Below are 15167 nucleotides of genomic sequence, written 5' to 3' on the forward strand. Positions count from 1 at the left end.
CGCTCAGTGCCGCTTGAAATATTGGACATCGCGCTCGTGGTCCTGCGCGGCCTTCTTGGTATCGAACGTGCCGAGGTTGCGGCGCTTGTGGGTCTTGGGGTCGACCTTCTTCGAATAGAGCCGGTACTCACCCGATTTGAGCTTGCGGATCATGGCTTTCTCCTCGCCCGTCAAAACGCACGAGGGCCGCGACCTATCCCCGGCAATCCTCGATCACGCGCCCTATTTCGGCATAGGGCGGCAGCACCAGTGGCGGTCCATTTTGCTGAATCACGAAGCGCCCGCGACTGAACGCGATGGCATCGAGCAATGGATCGTTGACAGCCAGCGTCACGGCGTAGGGCGACTCGCCAGCCACCCGCGTCGGCGCGATCGTCCGAGTCATACTGGTCGTACGCACCGTCACCGCGGCATCGCGGATGCCCGCGAGCTGGACCTGATGCGTAAAGCGGTCGCAGCGCAGCGTGAGTCGAGTTTCCGCGCCCGCACCGAAGCTGGCGGCGGACGAGCCCGGCTGCTGCAGATACCGCCAATCCCCCGGCGTGAACGGCCAGTCATTCCAGTCGGCAGCGAGGGGAACCGGTATGGGCGTGGGCCGCGACACCGGGGTGACGACGGGGGCTGGCTTGACCATCGGCGCGGGCCGGGGCGTCATGCAACCGGCCAAGGTCAGCAGGGCGGCGATTGAAAGAAACGTGCGCATCATCAGGACATGGCGGCGACGGCACCGTTGCTCAATCCCAAAGCGGCAGAAGCATGCGATTTGGCGGCGTGCGACGTGAGCTTTCCGTTCAACAGGAAATGATCAAGTCTCCAGCCATGCTATGTCGACAAGCACATCTGATCCTGGGTCAGTGATCTTCACCGACGCGAGCGGCAGTGTCTCGTCGCTGCATCTTGCGTTCTGCCTTCCAGAATGCGCGCTTGGTATCGCGAAGATGCCGCCACCATTCGTGCGCCGCGGTCAATTGGCCTTGTCGCATATGTGCCATCGCTCAAGCCGCGAAACGCGCCGCATAAATGGCCGGTCGATACCGTGGCTCGGGGATGGGATAGTTCCGGTCTCGGGCTACTTCCAGCCAACCCGCTATAGCATCACGGACGTTCGCCAGCGCCTCGGTCGGACTGTCGCCATGCGAAGAGCATGGTCGCAGATCCGGTACATCGGCGATCCAGCATTCGTCCTCATCGGACCACATAAGATTGATATGATAGCGGGGGTCCATCACTCGTCCATCGTCAGGCCGTACTCCGTAATCATATCAAGAAACTCGCCGACCTGATAGCGCTTTGCCTCTTTCCCGCCCGGCTGCACCGGAAATGGCCGGGGCACGCGCGAGTGAACATATTGCCGATGACTGCCAACCGTGCGGTCGTGACGAAAACCAAAGGCCTTCAACAGCCGTTCGAAATCCTGAAACGACATCGACGTGCGCGGGTTGGCCAAGATCCAAGCGATAGTTTGGCGATACGGGTCATGCTGCGTCTCCATGAAGCCATCCAAGAATCGCCAATTTGAATCGTGTGCAACAGTTATTTGGTTCGATCCACGGAATCCATAACTCGCAGCAAAATTACCGTGCCCGTCGGCTGCTCCCCGGCATCCCAGCGCGCATCTTGCTCTGCTTTCCATAGCGCGTCTTGCGCGTGCCTGGTTTGCCTTCGTTCGACCTGCCGATGATCGGCGCACGATGTTCTTCGTGGGGCAAGCCGAGTTCTTCGGCTTCGAGGCTGCGGATCTCGTCGCGCAGGCGTCCGGCTTCCTCGAACTCGAGGTCCGACGCGGCCTTGCGCATCTTCTTTTCGAGTTCCTCGATATACGCGCGCAGATTGTGGCCGACCATGTGCGGGCGGTCTTCGTCGATCTCGACCGTTACCTGGTCGCGGCTCGCCACGTCCTTGATAATGTCGCCGATGTTGCGCTTGATCGTCGTGGGAGTAATTCCGTGCAGCGTGTTGTATTCACGTTGCTTCTCTCGTCGCCGATTGGTCTCGTTGATCGCCCGCTCCATGCTCCCGGTCATGCGGTCGGCATAGAGGATGACGCGCCCGTCGACGTTGCGCGCGGCGCGGCCGATCGTCTGGATCAATGAGGTCTCGGAGCGCAGGAAGCCTTCCTTGTCGGCGTCGAGGATCGTCACCAGCCCGCATTCGGGAATATCGAGACCTTCGCGGAGCAAGTTGATGCCTACCAGAACGTCGTAGACACCAAGCCTAAGGTCACGAATCAACTCGATTCTTTCGAGCGTCTCGACGTCGCTATGCATGTACCGCACGCGCAAGCCCGCTTCGTGCATGAACTCGGTCAGATCCTCCGCCATCCGCTTGGTCAGCGTCGTGACGAGCGTGCGGTATCCCATCTCGGCGGTCTTCCGGCATTCGTTGATGCAATCCTGCACCTGATCCTCGACCGGGCGGATTTGGACCGGCGGGTCGATCAGCCCGGTCGGACGGATCACCTGCTCGGCAAACACCCCGCCGGTCTGCTCCATCTCCCACCCGCCCGGAGTCGCCGAGACATAGGTGGTCTGCGGTCGCATCGCGTCCCACTCGTTGAAGCGCAGCGGCCGGTTGTCGATGCACGACGGCAGCCGAAAACCGTATTCGGCGAGCGTGATCTTCCGCCGATGGTCGCCGCGCGCCATGCCATTGATCTGGCCGATCGTCTGATGACTCTCGTCGACGAACAGCAAGGCGTTCTCGGGAAGATATTCGAACAAGGTCGGCGGCGGCTCGCCGGGCATTCGCCCGGTCAGGAAGCGCGAGTAATTCTCGATCCCCGCGCAGCTGCCCGTCGCCGCGATCATCTCGAGGTCGAAATTGGTGCGCTGCTCGATCCGCTGCGCCTCGAGCAATTTGCCCTCTGCCTGCAGCTCCTTCAATCGCTCCGCGAGCTCGTGCTTGATCGCCTCCATCGCCTGCTTGAGCGTCGGCCCCGGCGTCACATAGTGCGAATTGGCGAACACGCGGACATAGTTGAGGCTCGCGACCTTCTTCCCCGTCAGCGGATCGAACTCGACGATATCCTCGATATCGTCGCCGAAGAACGACACGCGCCACGCCGTGTCCTCGTAATGCGACGGGAAGATTTCGAGATTGTCGCCCTTCACGCGGAAATTGCCGCGCTGGAACGCCTGGTCGTTGCGCTTGTACTGCAGCGCGACGAGCTTGCGCACGATCTCGCGCTGGTCGACGGTCTGGCCCTTCTTGAGGTCGAAGATCATCGCCGAATAGGTCTCGACCGATCCGATTCCGTACAGGCACGATACCGACGCGACGATGATCACGTCGTCGCGCTCGAGCAGCGACCGAGTGGCGGAATGCCGCATCCGGTCGATCGCCTCGTTCACCGAGCTTTCCTTCTCGATATAGGTGTCCGACCGCGGCACGTACGCCTCGGGCTGGTAATAGTCGTAATAGCTGACGAAATACTCGACCGCATTCTCCGGGAAGAACGACTTGAACTCGCCGTAGAGCTGCGCGGCGAGGATCTTGTTCGGCGCGAGGATCAGCGCGGGGCGTTGCAGCGTCTCGATCACCTTGGCCATGGTGAAGGTCTTGCCCGACCCGGTGACGCCGAGCAGCACCTGGTCGCGCTCGCCCGCCAGCGCGGCTTCGGTCAACTCCTTGATCGCGGCCGGCTGGTCGCCCGACGGCTGGTAGTCGCTGACCAGCTTGAATGCCTTGCCGCCCTCGACCTTGGCCGGGCGCTCGGGGCGATGCGGGATGAACGACTGGCCGGTGTCGGGCTCGGCCAGGCTGGTGCGGATCTGGATTGCCATATCGCGGCAATATGGGGCCTCCGATGCCGGGCCGCAACAAAGCGGGAACGGTTACGCTAGCGAGATCGCGCCGCCCTACCCCACCTTCCGATAGGCCACCCGCCACATCACCGCCGCGACGCCCGCCGACATCGCCGCCATCACCAGGCTGGTCAGGACCCCGCTCGCCCAGCGGTAGAGCCAGGTCCGCGAATCCATCGCCGGCGCCGTGAACATGCCGTATCCATAGGTCTGCCCGCCGAGGAACAGCACGAACCCGATCGCGGCACCCAGAATCGCCGCGGCGACCGGCCCGCGCCGACCGCTGGCATGGAGCAGCGCCCAGGGGATCGCCGCGAGCGCGGTGATCGCCAGCGCGGTCATCAGCGATCCGATCGCCAGCCCCGCGACAAGCGCGCCGACCCCCACCGGGCCCGAAAACACCATCAGCAATACCGCGATCGCGCCGCCCATCAGGCCACCCGCGCCGATCGCCAGCCCTACTCGGTCGATGCTCGTTTCATAGCGCGACGATGGCGCCGGACGTGCGGCCATGGCCCCTTCCCCCTCGACTGACGTCATAGCACCACGGGGCGGCGCCCCTCAAGCACGGCTCACCGCAACGCGGCGACCGCTGGCGTGTCGAGGCAATGGAGCAGCGCGTCGCGGGACATAGCGGGGCGCGATGGCGGCGGCGCGGAGCCCGGCACCGCGACGCTCCGCCCGATCGCGATCGACTCGAACCCGCTTTGGCCGGTGCAGCGCTCGGCGTCGGCGAGCAGCTTGGGCGGCGTGTCCCACGCCTCGTACGACAGCCGGAACGTTCCCCAGTGCACGCCGATCGCGTGGGCGGCGCCGAGCCGGCGGTAGACCTCGACCGCATCGACCGGGCCGATATGGCTCCCCGCCGCCATCTGCCCCGCCGCAAAACGGAACGCGCCGATCGGGATCAGCGCGAGCCGGATCGGGCCGTAGCTCGCCGCCTGGTCCGCCCATTTGAGGTCGCCCGCGCCGGTGTCGCCTGCGAAGAACAAATTTCCGCCGGGCAAGGTCAGGACGAAGCCCGACCATAAAGCGCGGTCGCGGTCGGCGAACCAGCGGCTGTCCCAATGGTGCCCGCGGTTGACGATGACCTGAATCCCCGGCCGGACCTGCACTCGCCCGCCCCAGTCGCGCGCGGTCGCGGGCACCCCCGCCTGACCGATCACGCTGTCGTTGCCGAGCGATGTCACGACGAGCGGGCGATCGCGCGCCCACAGCCGCTTGAGCGTCGCCAGGTCCATATGATCGTAATGGTCGTGGCTGACGAGGACGAGGTCGATCCTGGGCAGATCCTCGAACCGCACCCCCGGCTCAGCCACCCGCTTCGGGCCGATCCCGAACGGCCCGGCAGTGTCGCTCCACACCGGATCCGTCAGAATGTTGAGCCCCTGCGTCTGCACCAGCACGCTCGAATGCCCGATCCACGTCACCAGCATCCGGCCGCCCGGCACCCGCGCGGGCGGCTTGGCCGGAGTGATCGCAACTCGCGACGGCCAGTCGGGCTTGTCGTCACCGCCAGTGAGATAGCGCAGGATCGGCCCGCTCCCGCTCACCGGCACGCCGTCGTCGCCATCGGGATTGAAGAAGCGCTCACCGTCGAAATGGTCGGTTACGGGCCCGCGATAATAACGCGCGTCGAGGAAATGCGGCACGATCGTCAGCGCGAGGCATAGCGCGACCATGAGCCAAAGCAGGCCACTGCCGATCCACCTGAAAAGCCAGCCGATGCGCATCGGCGGCCCGTCCCACAGCACGCGCGCGCATTCAAGCGATGTAAACGCCTACCCCTGATCCTCGTACGCGAATTGCAGGATGCCCCAGTGGTGGCCGTCGACATGGATCGACGCGATCACTTGCTTCAACAGCAGCACGTCGCCGCTCGCGGTCGAGCGGCGATAGGCCTTGAGGCAGAACGGTTCGGTGATCTTGCACTGCTCGCGGGTGTCGGGAAAATCGAAGATCAGTCCCTGGCGCGAATGCTCGGCGTTCCATTGCTCGTCGCCGGGCCGCTGCGGGTGCGCGCGTTCGGGCATCGCCACCGCGCCGAAGCCATTGCGGTCGGTGAAGGTCATCCCGAAAAAGCCCTTGTAACCGCGCGCGGTCTCCTGGTGCGGACGCGCCGCCGGGATCAGGAAACGCTGCACCGGATGCGTGAACAGCGGCGGGTTGCTCCCGGGGATCGGCAAGTACTCCTCGCTGAACAGGTCGGCGGCGCTGATCTCCCCCGCCGCGAGCGCGCGAGAGAGCGCGTCAGACACCGCCTGCGCGGTATCGAGCCCGAAGCGAACGTACGGCGTGTCGATGATTTCGATCCCGCTTTCGGCGAAATATTGCAGCAGCCGGTTGGTGTCGTCGCTGACCGAGGTCAGCCGCCGCGACAGCCGCTGCAGCCCGTCGGCATTGCCCGCCGAATTATTGGCCAGGCTGCCCAAACCCGAACGGATGTTGCCGACCGATTCGACCATGTAGCCGATCGAATCCGCCACCGCCTCGCTATTGTCCGACAGGCCGCGCATCAGCGTCGACAGGCGATCGACCAGCGCCTCGATGTCGCGAGTCCCCGCGTGCGCCGACTGCGCTTTCTCGACGCCATGCGCCACCCGGTCGAGCATCCCCGACGCTTCGCCGGTCAGCGCGCGGATCGATTGCTCGATCTTCTGAGTCGCCGATGCCGTTTCGTTGGCGAGCTTCTTCACTTCGCTCGCAACCACCGCGAAGCCGCGCCCGGCATCGCCCGCGCGCGCCGCCTCGATCGTCGCGTTGAGTGCGAGCAGATTGGTCTGGCTGGCGATCCCGCTGATGACGGAGGTGACGTGCGCGACGGTCTCGAGCGCTTCGTTGAACCCGCCGAGCGCTGCATGGATGTGGCTGACCTGGTCGATCAGGTCGACGACGTTGGCGGTCGCGCCCGACAGTTGGCGGCTCGAATCGTCGATCACCGTGCGCGCCGCCCCGGCGCGGTCGCGTGCTTCGTGCGCGGCTTGCGCGATGCTCTCGCCGCTATCGGCCAGCCGCACCGCATCGCCGCCGATCGCCTCGATCGTCGCCGCCTGGTCGGTCACGCGGTCGGCGATTTCGGTGATGTCCGCCTGCAGATCGAGCGTGCGGATACCGAGATCGCCCGACAGCCGGGCCGCCGTCTGGACGGTGCGCGCGATGTCCAATTGATGTGCCCCCGTAACAATGTCGCGGACATTCCTAGTCGTGGTTGCTTAACAACGCTTTAGCGATCCCGCGCTTGCCAGTATTCCGCCATCAGCTCGGTCGCCCAGTCGGGCTGGCGCACCTCGCCGCGCGGCAGGAATTCGCGGATCACCGGCTTGATGTCGATCACCGGGGTCCCGTCGATCGCGTCGAGCCCGCGGACATGGACCCGCGTGCCCTCGACGCGCTCGATCCCGCAGACGGTGATGCCGATCCGGTTGGGGCGGTTCTTGCCGCGTTGCGCGAAAATGCCGACGAGCGGCCAATCGGTGCGGTTGCGCGGATGCCGCGCGCCGGTCTCGATCTTGTCGGGCGGTACCTGGTCGAAGAGGAACGCGATCTCGACGTGGCTGAAATCGCCGAGGCCGTAGAGCGCCTCTTCGGCGAATCCGTCGATCAGTTCGATCACCGCGGTTTCGCGGTCCCAATCGTCGTCGATCGCCTCAGCGCGGCCGCCGCGGACATAAGCGATCGGATGAACCTCAAAAGTCATGTCGTCGCCCCGGCGAAGGCCGGGGCCGCCGGATTGTTGAGGCAACGCGCCGCGTCAAACGCAGCGGCCCCGGCCTGCGCCGGGGCGACGGTTAATTGTTTAGCGTTTCCCATAGGTCATCCCAATTCGGGTTCGCCTCGGCAATGAGGCGGCACTTCCACACGCGACTCCAATTCTTCAGCTGCTTTTCCCGCGCAATCGCATCCTCGATGCGATCATGCTGCTCGATCAAAACCAGCCTCGTGCAGTCCCATTTGCGCGCGAACGCCGATCCGCGCCTCTCGCGATGCGCCTGAATACGAGCGATATCGGCTGTGACGCCGGTATACAGGACGCCGAACGCTTGTTGGTCATGATGTAGGTGAAGCCGCTCACTCTCCTCCCCGTCGTCCCGGCGGAGGCCGGGACCGCTACGTTATCTGGCTCGGGCTTCGCGTCAAACTCGGCGGCCCCGGCCTTCGCCGGGGCGACGATCACGCCAGCAACTTCTCCCGCGCGATCCTGTCCTTCCACACCAACGGCGCGAGTTGGTGGACGTTGTGACCCTCGCTGTCGACCGCGACCGTCACCGGGAAATCCGCCACCTCGAACTCGTAGATCGCTTCCATTCCCAGGTCCTCGAAGCCGACGACCTTCGACCCCTTGATCGCCCGCGCCACCAGATACGCCGCGCCGCCGACCGCCATCAGATACGCCGACTTGGCGTCCTTGATCGCCTCGGTCGCCGCCGGGCCGCGCTCGGCCTTGCCCACGCACGCTAGCAGCCCCTGGTCGAGCATCATCCGCATGAACTTGTCCATCCGCGTCGCGGTGGTCGGGCCCGCAGGGCCGACCACTTCCTCCCCGACCGGATCGACCGGGCCGACATAATAGATGACGCGGCCCCGGAAGCTGACCGGCAATTCCTCGCCACTCACCAGCATATCGGCAATCCGCTTGTGCGCGGCATCGCGGCCGGTGAGCATCTTGCCGTTGAGCAGCAGCCGGTCACCCTGCTTCCAGCTTCGCACCACTTCGGGCGTCAGCGTATCGAGGTCGACCCGGATCGCAGCCTTGTAGGGCGTCCAGTTCACATCGGGCCACTCGTCGAGCCTGGGCGCTTCCAGAAACGCCGGGCCCGACCCGTCGAGCATGAAATGCGCATGGCGCGTGGCGGCGCAATTGGGTATCATCGCGACCGGCTTGCCCGCCGCGTGGCACGGCGCGTCCTTGATCTTGACGTCGAGGATCGTCGACAGCCCGCCCAGCCCTTGCGCGCCGATCCCGAGCGCGTTGACCTTGTCGAAAATCTCGATGCGCAGCGCCTCGATGTCGTTCTTGGGACCCCGCGCCTTGAGCGGCCCCATGTCGATCGGCTCCATCAGCGCCTGCTTCGCCAGCAGTACGCAATGCTCCGCCGTGCCGCCGATGCCGATCCCGAGCATCCCCGGCGGGCACCAGCCCGCGCCCATCTGCGGCAGCATCTCCAACACCCAGTCGACGATCGAATCGCTCGGGTTCATCATCTTGAACTTGGACTTGTTCTCGCTGCCGCCACCCTTGGCCGCGACATCGACCGAGACCTTCGACCCCGGCACCATGTCGACATGCAGCACGCACGGCGTGTTGTCCCTGGTGTTGCGCCGCGTGAAGGCAGGGTCGGCAAGCACCGACGCGCGGAGCTTGTTCTCGGGGTTGAGGTACGCCAGTCGGACGCCCTCATCGACGACCTCCTGCAGCGAACGGCTGGTATCATCCAACCGGCAGTCCATGCCCCACTCGACGAACACGTTGACGATGCCGGTGTCCTGACAGATCGGCCGGTGCCCCTCCGCGCACATCCGGCTGTTGGTCAGGATCTGCGCGATCGCGTCCTTGGCTGCGGGCGAAGCTTCCGCCTCGTACGCCACGCCGAGCGCGCGGATATAATCCATCGGGTGGTAGTAGGAAATGAACTGCAACGCGTCGGCGACGCTTTCGATCAGGTCGGCGGTACGGATGGTGATCATGCGTCGCGTCCGTAACGCTCGACGCGATCTCCGGCAACGTCGCCGCTCAGTCGAACCGCGCCGCCAATTCTGCGGGCGCCTCGCGCTCGCTCAGCCTGCGATCTCGCCACCGCAAGAGTCCAAAAGCCAGTCCCGTGCATGCGCCTATCGCGGCCGCCCCACCCACCGCGACGTGGAAAACGATGGAGCCGACATATTGCCCACGCGACAATTGATACAGGAGGATGGGCAACAAACTCGCGAAAGCGCCGATCACGATGTCGCTCCGCAGCGAATGAACGTGCCAGCGCGCCAGCAATAGCCGAGTGGGTGCCCCAACGAGCAGTTGGGACAGGAAGGTGACCACGTAGAAAAAAGCAACAGCCGCGAGAAACCTGCCATCGTTGATCAGTCTTACCCCGAGCATCGGCAACAGCGCGGACACCGGCAACGGGGCGATCGCGAAGGCGACAATGGGCCGCATCAGTCCCGCCCTTCCGGCGCCCCGAGCGGGAACATGTGCCGGTACGGTCGTGCCTCGTCGAGTGCCCGCGCATAGCTCGGGCGCGCGAGCAGGCGGTCGCGATAGGCCCAGACGTTGGCGTGCTCCTTCGGAATCGCGTGCGTCCAGTCGGCGTAGAGCAAGGCCGGCGCAGCCGAGCAATCCGCGAGGCTGAACGCGTCGCCCGCCGCCCATTCGCGCGCAGCCATGTGGCGGTCGAGCATCGCATACGCCGTGTCGAGCTGGCCGCGCATCTTCGCCTCGTCGCAGACCTCGAGCCCGATCGCGGTGCCGACGATCCGCTGGAACGGCATCTCGAGATAATTGTCGAAGAAGCGGTCCCACATCCGCGCCTCGACTGCGGTCATCGGATCGCCCGGGACCAGCCGCGGCGTGTCGGGAAAACGCATCTCGAGATACTCGATGATCGCGGTCGATTCGAACACGACGCGGGTCCCGTCGGTGACGAGCGGGAACTTGCCGAGCGGCGACAGCGCGGCGAATTCGCTCGCAACGGGCTCGCTGCCATCGAGCATCTTGCTCTCGAACGGCACGCCTTTTTCGTAGAACGCGGTCTTCGCCTTCTGCGCGTAGGACGATAGCGGGTGCTCGTAGAGGCTGATCGTCATTGCGTATCCCCACGGGTGAGCACGACGTGCATCGCGTCGGGCGTGTTGACCTGCTCGGTCACGCGGAAGCCGAGCGCGGGCAAATCGATCCCGTCGAACATCTTCTCGCCCTGACCGAGAAACACCGGCGAGATCGCGTAATGCAGTTCGTCGACCAGCCCGGCTTGCAAATATTGCCGCACGGTCGACACCCCGCCGCCGATCTTGACGTCGCGGTCGTGAGCTGCGGCCTTCGCCTGTTCCAGCGCGCGCTCGATCCCCTCGGTGACGAAGACGAAGGTCGTGCCGCCCTCCATCTCGATCGGCGCGTGCGCATGATGCGTCAGGATGAAGGTCGGCGCGTGGTATGGCGGGTTGTCGCCCCACCAGCCCTTCCAATCGGGCCCGCCCCAATCGTCGCCGGCGGGACCGAACATGTTGCGCCCGAGGATGTACGCGCCGAACCCGGCCATCGCGCGCTCGGCGAAATCGTGGTCGGGCCCGTCGCTGCCGCCGTCGCGGCCGACCATCTCGTGAAAAAAGCGCGTGCCGAACATCCAGCGATGCAGGTCGCGGGCGTTCTTGCCCATCGGATCGGCGAGGCTCTGATCGGCCCCCGCGCCGAACCCGTCGATCGACACCGTAAACCCCCCGACGCGTACCCTGCCCATCGATCCTCCTCCGCCAAACCGCTAGCGAAGCGGTAGTGCGTGCCCTCGCGAAAGGCGATAGGTTGGCCGCCATGTTGCGCTTTCTCCTGCCGCTCGCTTTTCTCGCCAGCCTGCCCGCCGCGACCGCGGTCGCTCAATCGGAGACCGCGCTGCCGCCGCGCGCTTATGCGACACTCGACAACCGGCCGATGTCGGCGCGTGCGGCGGACGCGATGGTCGAGCGGCTGATGGCGGCGAACCAGGTGACCGGGCTCGGCATCGCGGTGATCCGCAACGGCAAGGTCGTGTTCCGCCAAAGCTATGGCTATGCGGATCGTGAGGCGAAGGTGCCGCTGACCCCGGCAACGATCATGTATGGCGCGTCGCTGACCAAGGCGACCTTTGCCTGGATGATGATGCAGTTGGTCGATGAGGGGAAGGTCGATCTCGACAAGCCGATCGGCCAATATCTGCCCAGGCCGCTCCCCGATTACGATCTGTTCGCCGACCTCAAGGGCGACGATCGCTGGCAGCGGCTGACGCTGCGGATGCTGATGAACCACACCAGCGGGTTCGCCAATCTGCGCTTCTTCGAGGACGACAGGAAGCTGCGCTTCCACCGCGACCCCGGCGCCCGGTTCGGCTATTCGGGCGAAGGCTTCCGGCTCGCGCAGCTCGTGCTCGAACAGGGCCTGGGGATCGATGTCGCCGCCGAAATGCAACGCCGCGTGTTCGACCGCTTCCGGATGAACGACACGTCGATGACCTGGCGCGACGATTATGCCGGGCGGCTGTCGTACGGCTATACCGACACCGGCGAGCGGATGGGGTTCAGCAAGCGCAAGCGGGCCGATGCGATCGGATCGATGGACACGACCCTGACCGACTGGTCGCGCTTCCTCGCGGGCGTCGTGCGCGGCGACGGGCTCAGCCGCGCGGCGCGCGCCGAAATGGTCCGGCCCAGCGTGACGATCGACAGCGCCGCCGAATTCCCGACGCTGGTCGACGCGCGCACCGACCAATGGAAGCCGATCAAGCTCGCCTATGCGGTCGGCTGGGGGAGCTTCGAAAGCCGCTTCGGCCACGCCTTCTTCAAGGAGGGGCATGACGACGGCACCGACAATTACGCGGTGTGCGTCGACCGCCGGCAAAGCTGCATCCTGCTGATGGCCAACGACAACCGCGCGGTGCGGATTTTCGTGCCGTTGGTCGACGCGCTGCTCGGCCCGGTCGGCCTGCCCGCGGCATGGGAGGGGTACGCGCGCTGATCCGCCCCTCGCGCCGCCCTCGCAAAATTAATTTCGGCAGAAAGCACTTTATAACACCTTGGCGATAGGGCGAGGCTATGCCGCTGCGCCGAGTGAGACCGAAGACCGAAACGACGCGCTCGATCTGGGCCGCGCTGGGGCTCACTGCCGACAGCAACGCCGAGATCGCCGACGCGCGAGTCGACCGGCTAGACGAAGTCGCGGCGATCTGGCCGTTCGTGCTGTTCGCGCAGCTGCTCGCGCCGCTCAGCGTCGTCTTCGCCGCCTATCATGGCGGCCAGCATGCGATCCTCGCCCAGGCGACAATTCGCGGCGGGCTGATCCTCGCGATGACGCTCGGCGCGCTCGTCCAGCTGCGGCTGCCGGCGGCGCGCCAATGGCCGATCCATGTCCAGATCCGCACACTCACCTTGTGCTCGGCGGGGATCGGCGCGGGGCTGTTGTCGCTGCTTCCCCTGCTCGTCGGCACGACGCTTAGCCAATATCAACTCACCGGGTTCGTCGCGGTGTTCGCCGCGGCGACGATCGGCGCGGTGGCGATCCACCCGGTCCGCGCCGCGACGCTAGGTTATGCGACCGCGCTCGGCGTCGCGGTCGTCGCCGATTCGGGCGCGGCGCTGCCGTCCGCGATGGCGATGCTCGCGCTCGTCACGTTGATCGTAGCGACGGTGCGGCTGGCGCGCGACGACCAAGCCAATGCCGAGGACCGCAACACGAGCCACAGCGCCGGCCGCCTCGCCGAGCAACTGGTCCGCGAGGTCGAGGAACATGGCGACGGCTGGTTCTGGCAGACCGATCGCCAGGGCTATTTCACCTATCTGTCGAACAAGGTCGGGCGCGAGTTCGCGCGTCTCGATATCGAGACGGCCGGCGCCCGGCTGATGGACATCTTTCGCATCGATACCGGGTCGGGCGATACCGAGCGCACGCTCAACTTCCACCTTTCCACCCGCACCTCCTTCTCGGATTATTCGGTTTGCCCGGCGACCAGCGACGACAGCGATCGCTGGTGGTCGATTTCGGGGCGGCCGGTGCTCGACGATCTCGGCCGCTTCCAGGGGTTCGTCGGGTCGGGCCGCGACTTGACCGAAAAGCGCCGGTCGGAAGCGGAGATCACGCGGCTGGCGCTGTTCGACGGTCTGACCGGGCTCGCCAATCGCCAGCGCATGCGCGCCAGCCTCGACAAGACGCTCGCACCGCAATCGGGCACGCCCACCACCGCCTTGCTGCTGCTCGACCTCGACCGGTTCAAGGCGGTCAACGACACGCTCGGCCACCAGGTCGGCGATACGCTGCTCAAGCAAGTCGCGCAGCGGCTGCAGCGCGCGGTCGGCGAGGCCGGGCTGGTCGGCCGGCTCGGCGGCGACGAGTTCAAGGTCGTGCTCCCCGGCATGGGCAACCGCGACAAGCTCGGCGAGCTCGCCAACACCGTCATCAACGCGCTGTCGCAACCCTATTTCATCGAAGGATCGTCGATCTCGATCGGCGTATCGGTCGGCATCGCGGTGGCGCCCGAGGACGGCACCGATTCGGAAACGCTGACTCGCAACGCGGATATCGCGATGTACGCGGCCAAGGGCGACGGCCGCGGCATCCACCGCTTCTTCCGCAAGGAACTGCTCGAGGGCGCCAAGAGCCGGAAGCAGCTCGAGGACGACCTTCGCACCGCTCTGTCGGCGAACCAGTTCTACGTCGCCTATCAACCGGTCGTGTCGACCGAAGGCGTGCGGATCGTCGGGTACGAAGCGCTGATCCGCTGGGACCATCCGACGCGCGGTGCAATCAGTCCCGCCGAGTTCATCCCGATCGCCGAGGAAACCGGGCTGATCGAATCGATCGGCGAATGGGTGCTGCGCACCGCGTGCCACGAAGCCGCGAGCTGGCCGCAGCATGTCCGCGTGGCGGTCAACGTCTCGCCGATCCAGTTCGCCAACCCGGCGCTGCCCGCGATCGTAACGTCCGCCTTGGCGAGCTCGGGGCTCGAGCCGCAGCGTCTGGAGCTCGAGATCACCGAAGGGGTTTTCGTCAACGAAACATCATCTTCCGAGCAGATGTTCAAAGCGCTTAAGGGGATCGGGGTGCGCCTCGCGCTCGACGATTTCGGCACCGGCTATTCGTCGCTCGGCTATTTGAAGAAGGCGCCGTTCGACAAGATCAAGATCGACCAGAGCTTCGTCCGCGGCGCCGCCAAATCGGGCAGCCGCAACGCCGCGATCATCCGCGCCATCGTGACCCTGGCCGAAAGCCTCGACATGGATACGACCGCCGAAGGCGCCGAGACCCATGACGAGCTCACCCTGATCCGCGAGCTTGGGTGCAGTCATATCCAGGGCTATATTTTCGGCCGGCCGATGGCGGCGGAGGAGGCCGGCAAGCTGGCCGACCAGAACGATGCGGTGACCGCCGACGGCTTCCAGTTCAACCGGCCGCCGCGCCAGGGCCTCTTGAAGGTCGCGACGCTGCAGTGGAACGGCATGAACATGACGGTGCGGGTGCGCAACATCTCCACCGGCGGCGCCCTGATCGAGGGCGACCGCTCCCTGCCGCCCGATTCGAGCGTCCAGCTCGATCTGCCCGGCTGCGGCAGCCTCGGCGCCGTGGTGCGCTGGACCGAAGGGCGGCGGATGGGCGTGCAGTTCGAAACCGAATTCGATCTGCGCCGCCTCGCCCCC

15 protein-coding genes and 1 pseudogene are annotated in these 15167 nt (G+C 65.6%); 2 read left to right on the forward strand and 14 right to left on the reverse strand.

The features are described 5' to 3' along the window. Nucleotides 1–3: 3 nt before the first annotated feature. The 14 genes and pseudogenes from VH326_RS15925 to VH326_RS15990 all read right to left on the reverse strand — a co-directional run bounded on the left by VH326_RS15925 (nt 4) and on the right by VH326_RS15990 (nt 11248). Nucleotides 4–153: a hypothetical protein gene (locus VH326_RS15925; RefSeq protein ID WP_329632826.1), complete on the reverse strand. Its 150-nt coding sequence runs from the start codon at nt 151–153 to the stop codon at nt 4–6. 40 nt (nt 154–193) lie between these two features. Next, entirely contained in the window at nt 194–703 is a 510-nt protein-coding gene (locus VH326_RS15930; protein WP_329632827.1) for a hypothetical protein, read from the reverse strand. A gap of 292 nt (nt 704–995) precedes the next feature. After that, a complete protein-coding gene (locus tag VH326_RS15935; protein ID WP_329632828.1) occupies nt 996–1226 on the reverse strand; it encodes a type II toxin-antitoxin system HicB family antitoxin in 231 nt (76 codons plus the stop codon). After that, the gene (locus tag VH326_RS15940; RefSeq protein ID WP_329632829.1) at nt 1226–1492 is read right to left on the reverse strand and encodes a type II toxin-antitoxin system HicA family toxin; all 267 of its coding nucleotides are present in this window, start codon (nt 1490–1492) and stop codon (nt 1226–1228) included. Before VH326_RS15940 ends, VH326_RS15935 begins: the two co-directional genes overlap by 1 nt. A gap of 82 nt (nt 1493–1574) precedes the next feature. Then, nucleotides 1575–3782, reverse strand: a complete 2208-nt coding sequence (gene uvrB / locus VH326_RS15945) for an excinuclease ABC subunit UvrB (RefSeq protein WP_329632830.1) — start codon at nt 3780–3782, stop codon at nt 1575–1577. A gap of 75 nt (nt 3783–3857) precedes the next feature. Then, a complete protein-coding gene (locus VH326_RS15950) occupies nt 3858–4316 on the reverse strand; it encodes a hypothetical protein (protein ID WP_329632831.1) in 459 nt (152 codons plus the stop codon). Nucleotides 4317–4375: 59 nt separating this feature from the next. Further along, nucleotides 4376–5485, reverse strand: coding sequence for an MBL fold metallo-hydrolase (locus VH326_RS15955; protein WP_329632832.1), 1110 nt, complete (start codon nt 5483–5485; stop codon nt 4376–4378). 99 nt (nt 5486–5584) lie between these two features. Next, complete coding sequence (locus VH326_RS15960; RefSeq protein ID WP_329632833.1) at nt 5585–6967, reverse strand: methyl-accepting chemotaxis protein; 1383 nt, start codon at nt 6965–6967, stop codon at nt 5585–5587. A gap of 59 nt (nt 6968–7026) precedes the next feature. Further along, nucleotides 7027–7500 (reverse strand): SAM-dependent methyltransferase, encoded by a 474-nt coding sequence (locus VH326_RS15965; RefSeq protein ID WP_329632834.1) that lies wholly within the window; start codon nt 7498–7500, stop codon nt 7027–7029. Nucleotides 7501–7591: 91 nt separating this feature from the next. Further along, a pseudogene (locus tag VH326_RS15970) lies at nt 7592–7875 on the reverse strand (GIY-YIG nuclease family protein). Between the two features lie 98 nt (nt 7876–7973). Next, entirely contained in the window at nt 7974–9488 is a 1515-nt protein-coding gene (locus VH326_RS15975; protein ID WP_329632835.1) for a fumarate hydratase, read from the reverse strand. 46 nt (nt 9489–9534) lie between these two features. Further along, entirely contained in the window at nt 9535–9951 is a 417-nt protein-coding gene (locus tag VH326_RS15980) for a hypothetical protein (RefSeq protein ID WP_329632836.1), read from the reverse strand. Continuing rightward, the gene (locus VH326_RS15985) at nt 9951–10598 is read right to left on the reverse strand and encodes a glutathione S-transferase family protein (RefSeq protein WP_329632837.1); all 648 of its coding nucleotides are present in this window, start codon (nt 10596–10598) and stop codon (nt 9951–9953) included. Before VH326_RS15985 ends, VH326_RS15980 begins: the two co-directional genes overlap by 1 nt. Further along, entirely contained in the window at nt 10595–11248 is a 654-nt protein-coding gene (locus VH326_RS15990; protein WP_329632838.1) for a dihydrofolate reductase family protein, read from the reverse strand. Before VH326_RS15990 ends, VH326_RS15985 begins: the two co-directional genes overlap by 4 nt. Before the next feature lie 71 nt (nt 11249–11319). Here VH326_RS15990 and VH326_RS15995 point away from each other — a divergent pair, with 71 nt between their 5' ends. Then, on the forward strand, nt 11320–12495 hold the full coding sequence (locus tag VH326_RS15995; RefSeq protein ID WP_329632839.1) for a serine hydrolase domain-containing protein: 1176 nt from the start codon (nt 11320–11322) through the stop codon (nt 12493–12495). Nucleotides 12496–12587: 92 nt separating this feature from the next. Then, on the forward strand, nt 12588–15167 hold a 2580-nt coding region (locus VH326_RS16000), incomplete at its 3' end, for a putative bifunctional diguanylate cyclase/phosphodiesterase (protein ID WP_329632840.1).

The sequence above is a fragment of the Sphingomonas sp. genome, from assembly GCF_036269755.1.
GTDB lineage: Bacteria > Pseudomonadota > Alphaproteobacteria > Sphingomonadales > Sphingomonadaceae > Sphingomonas.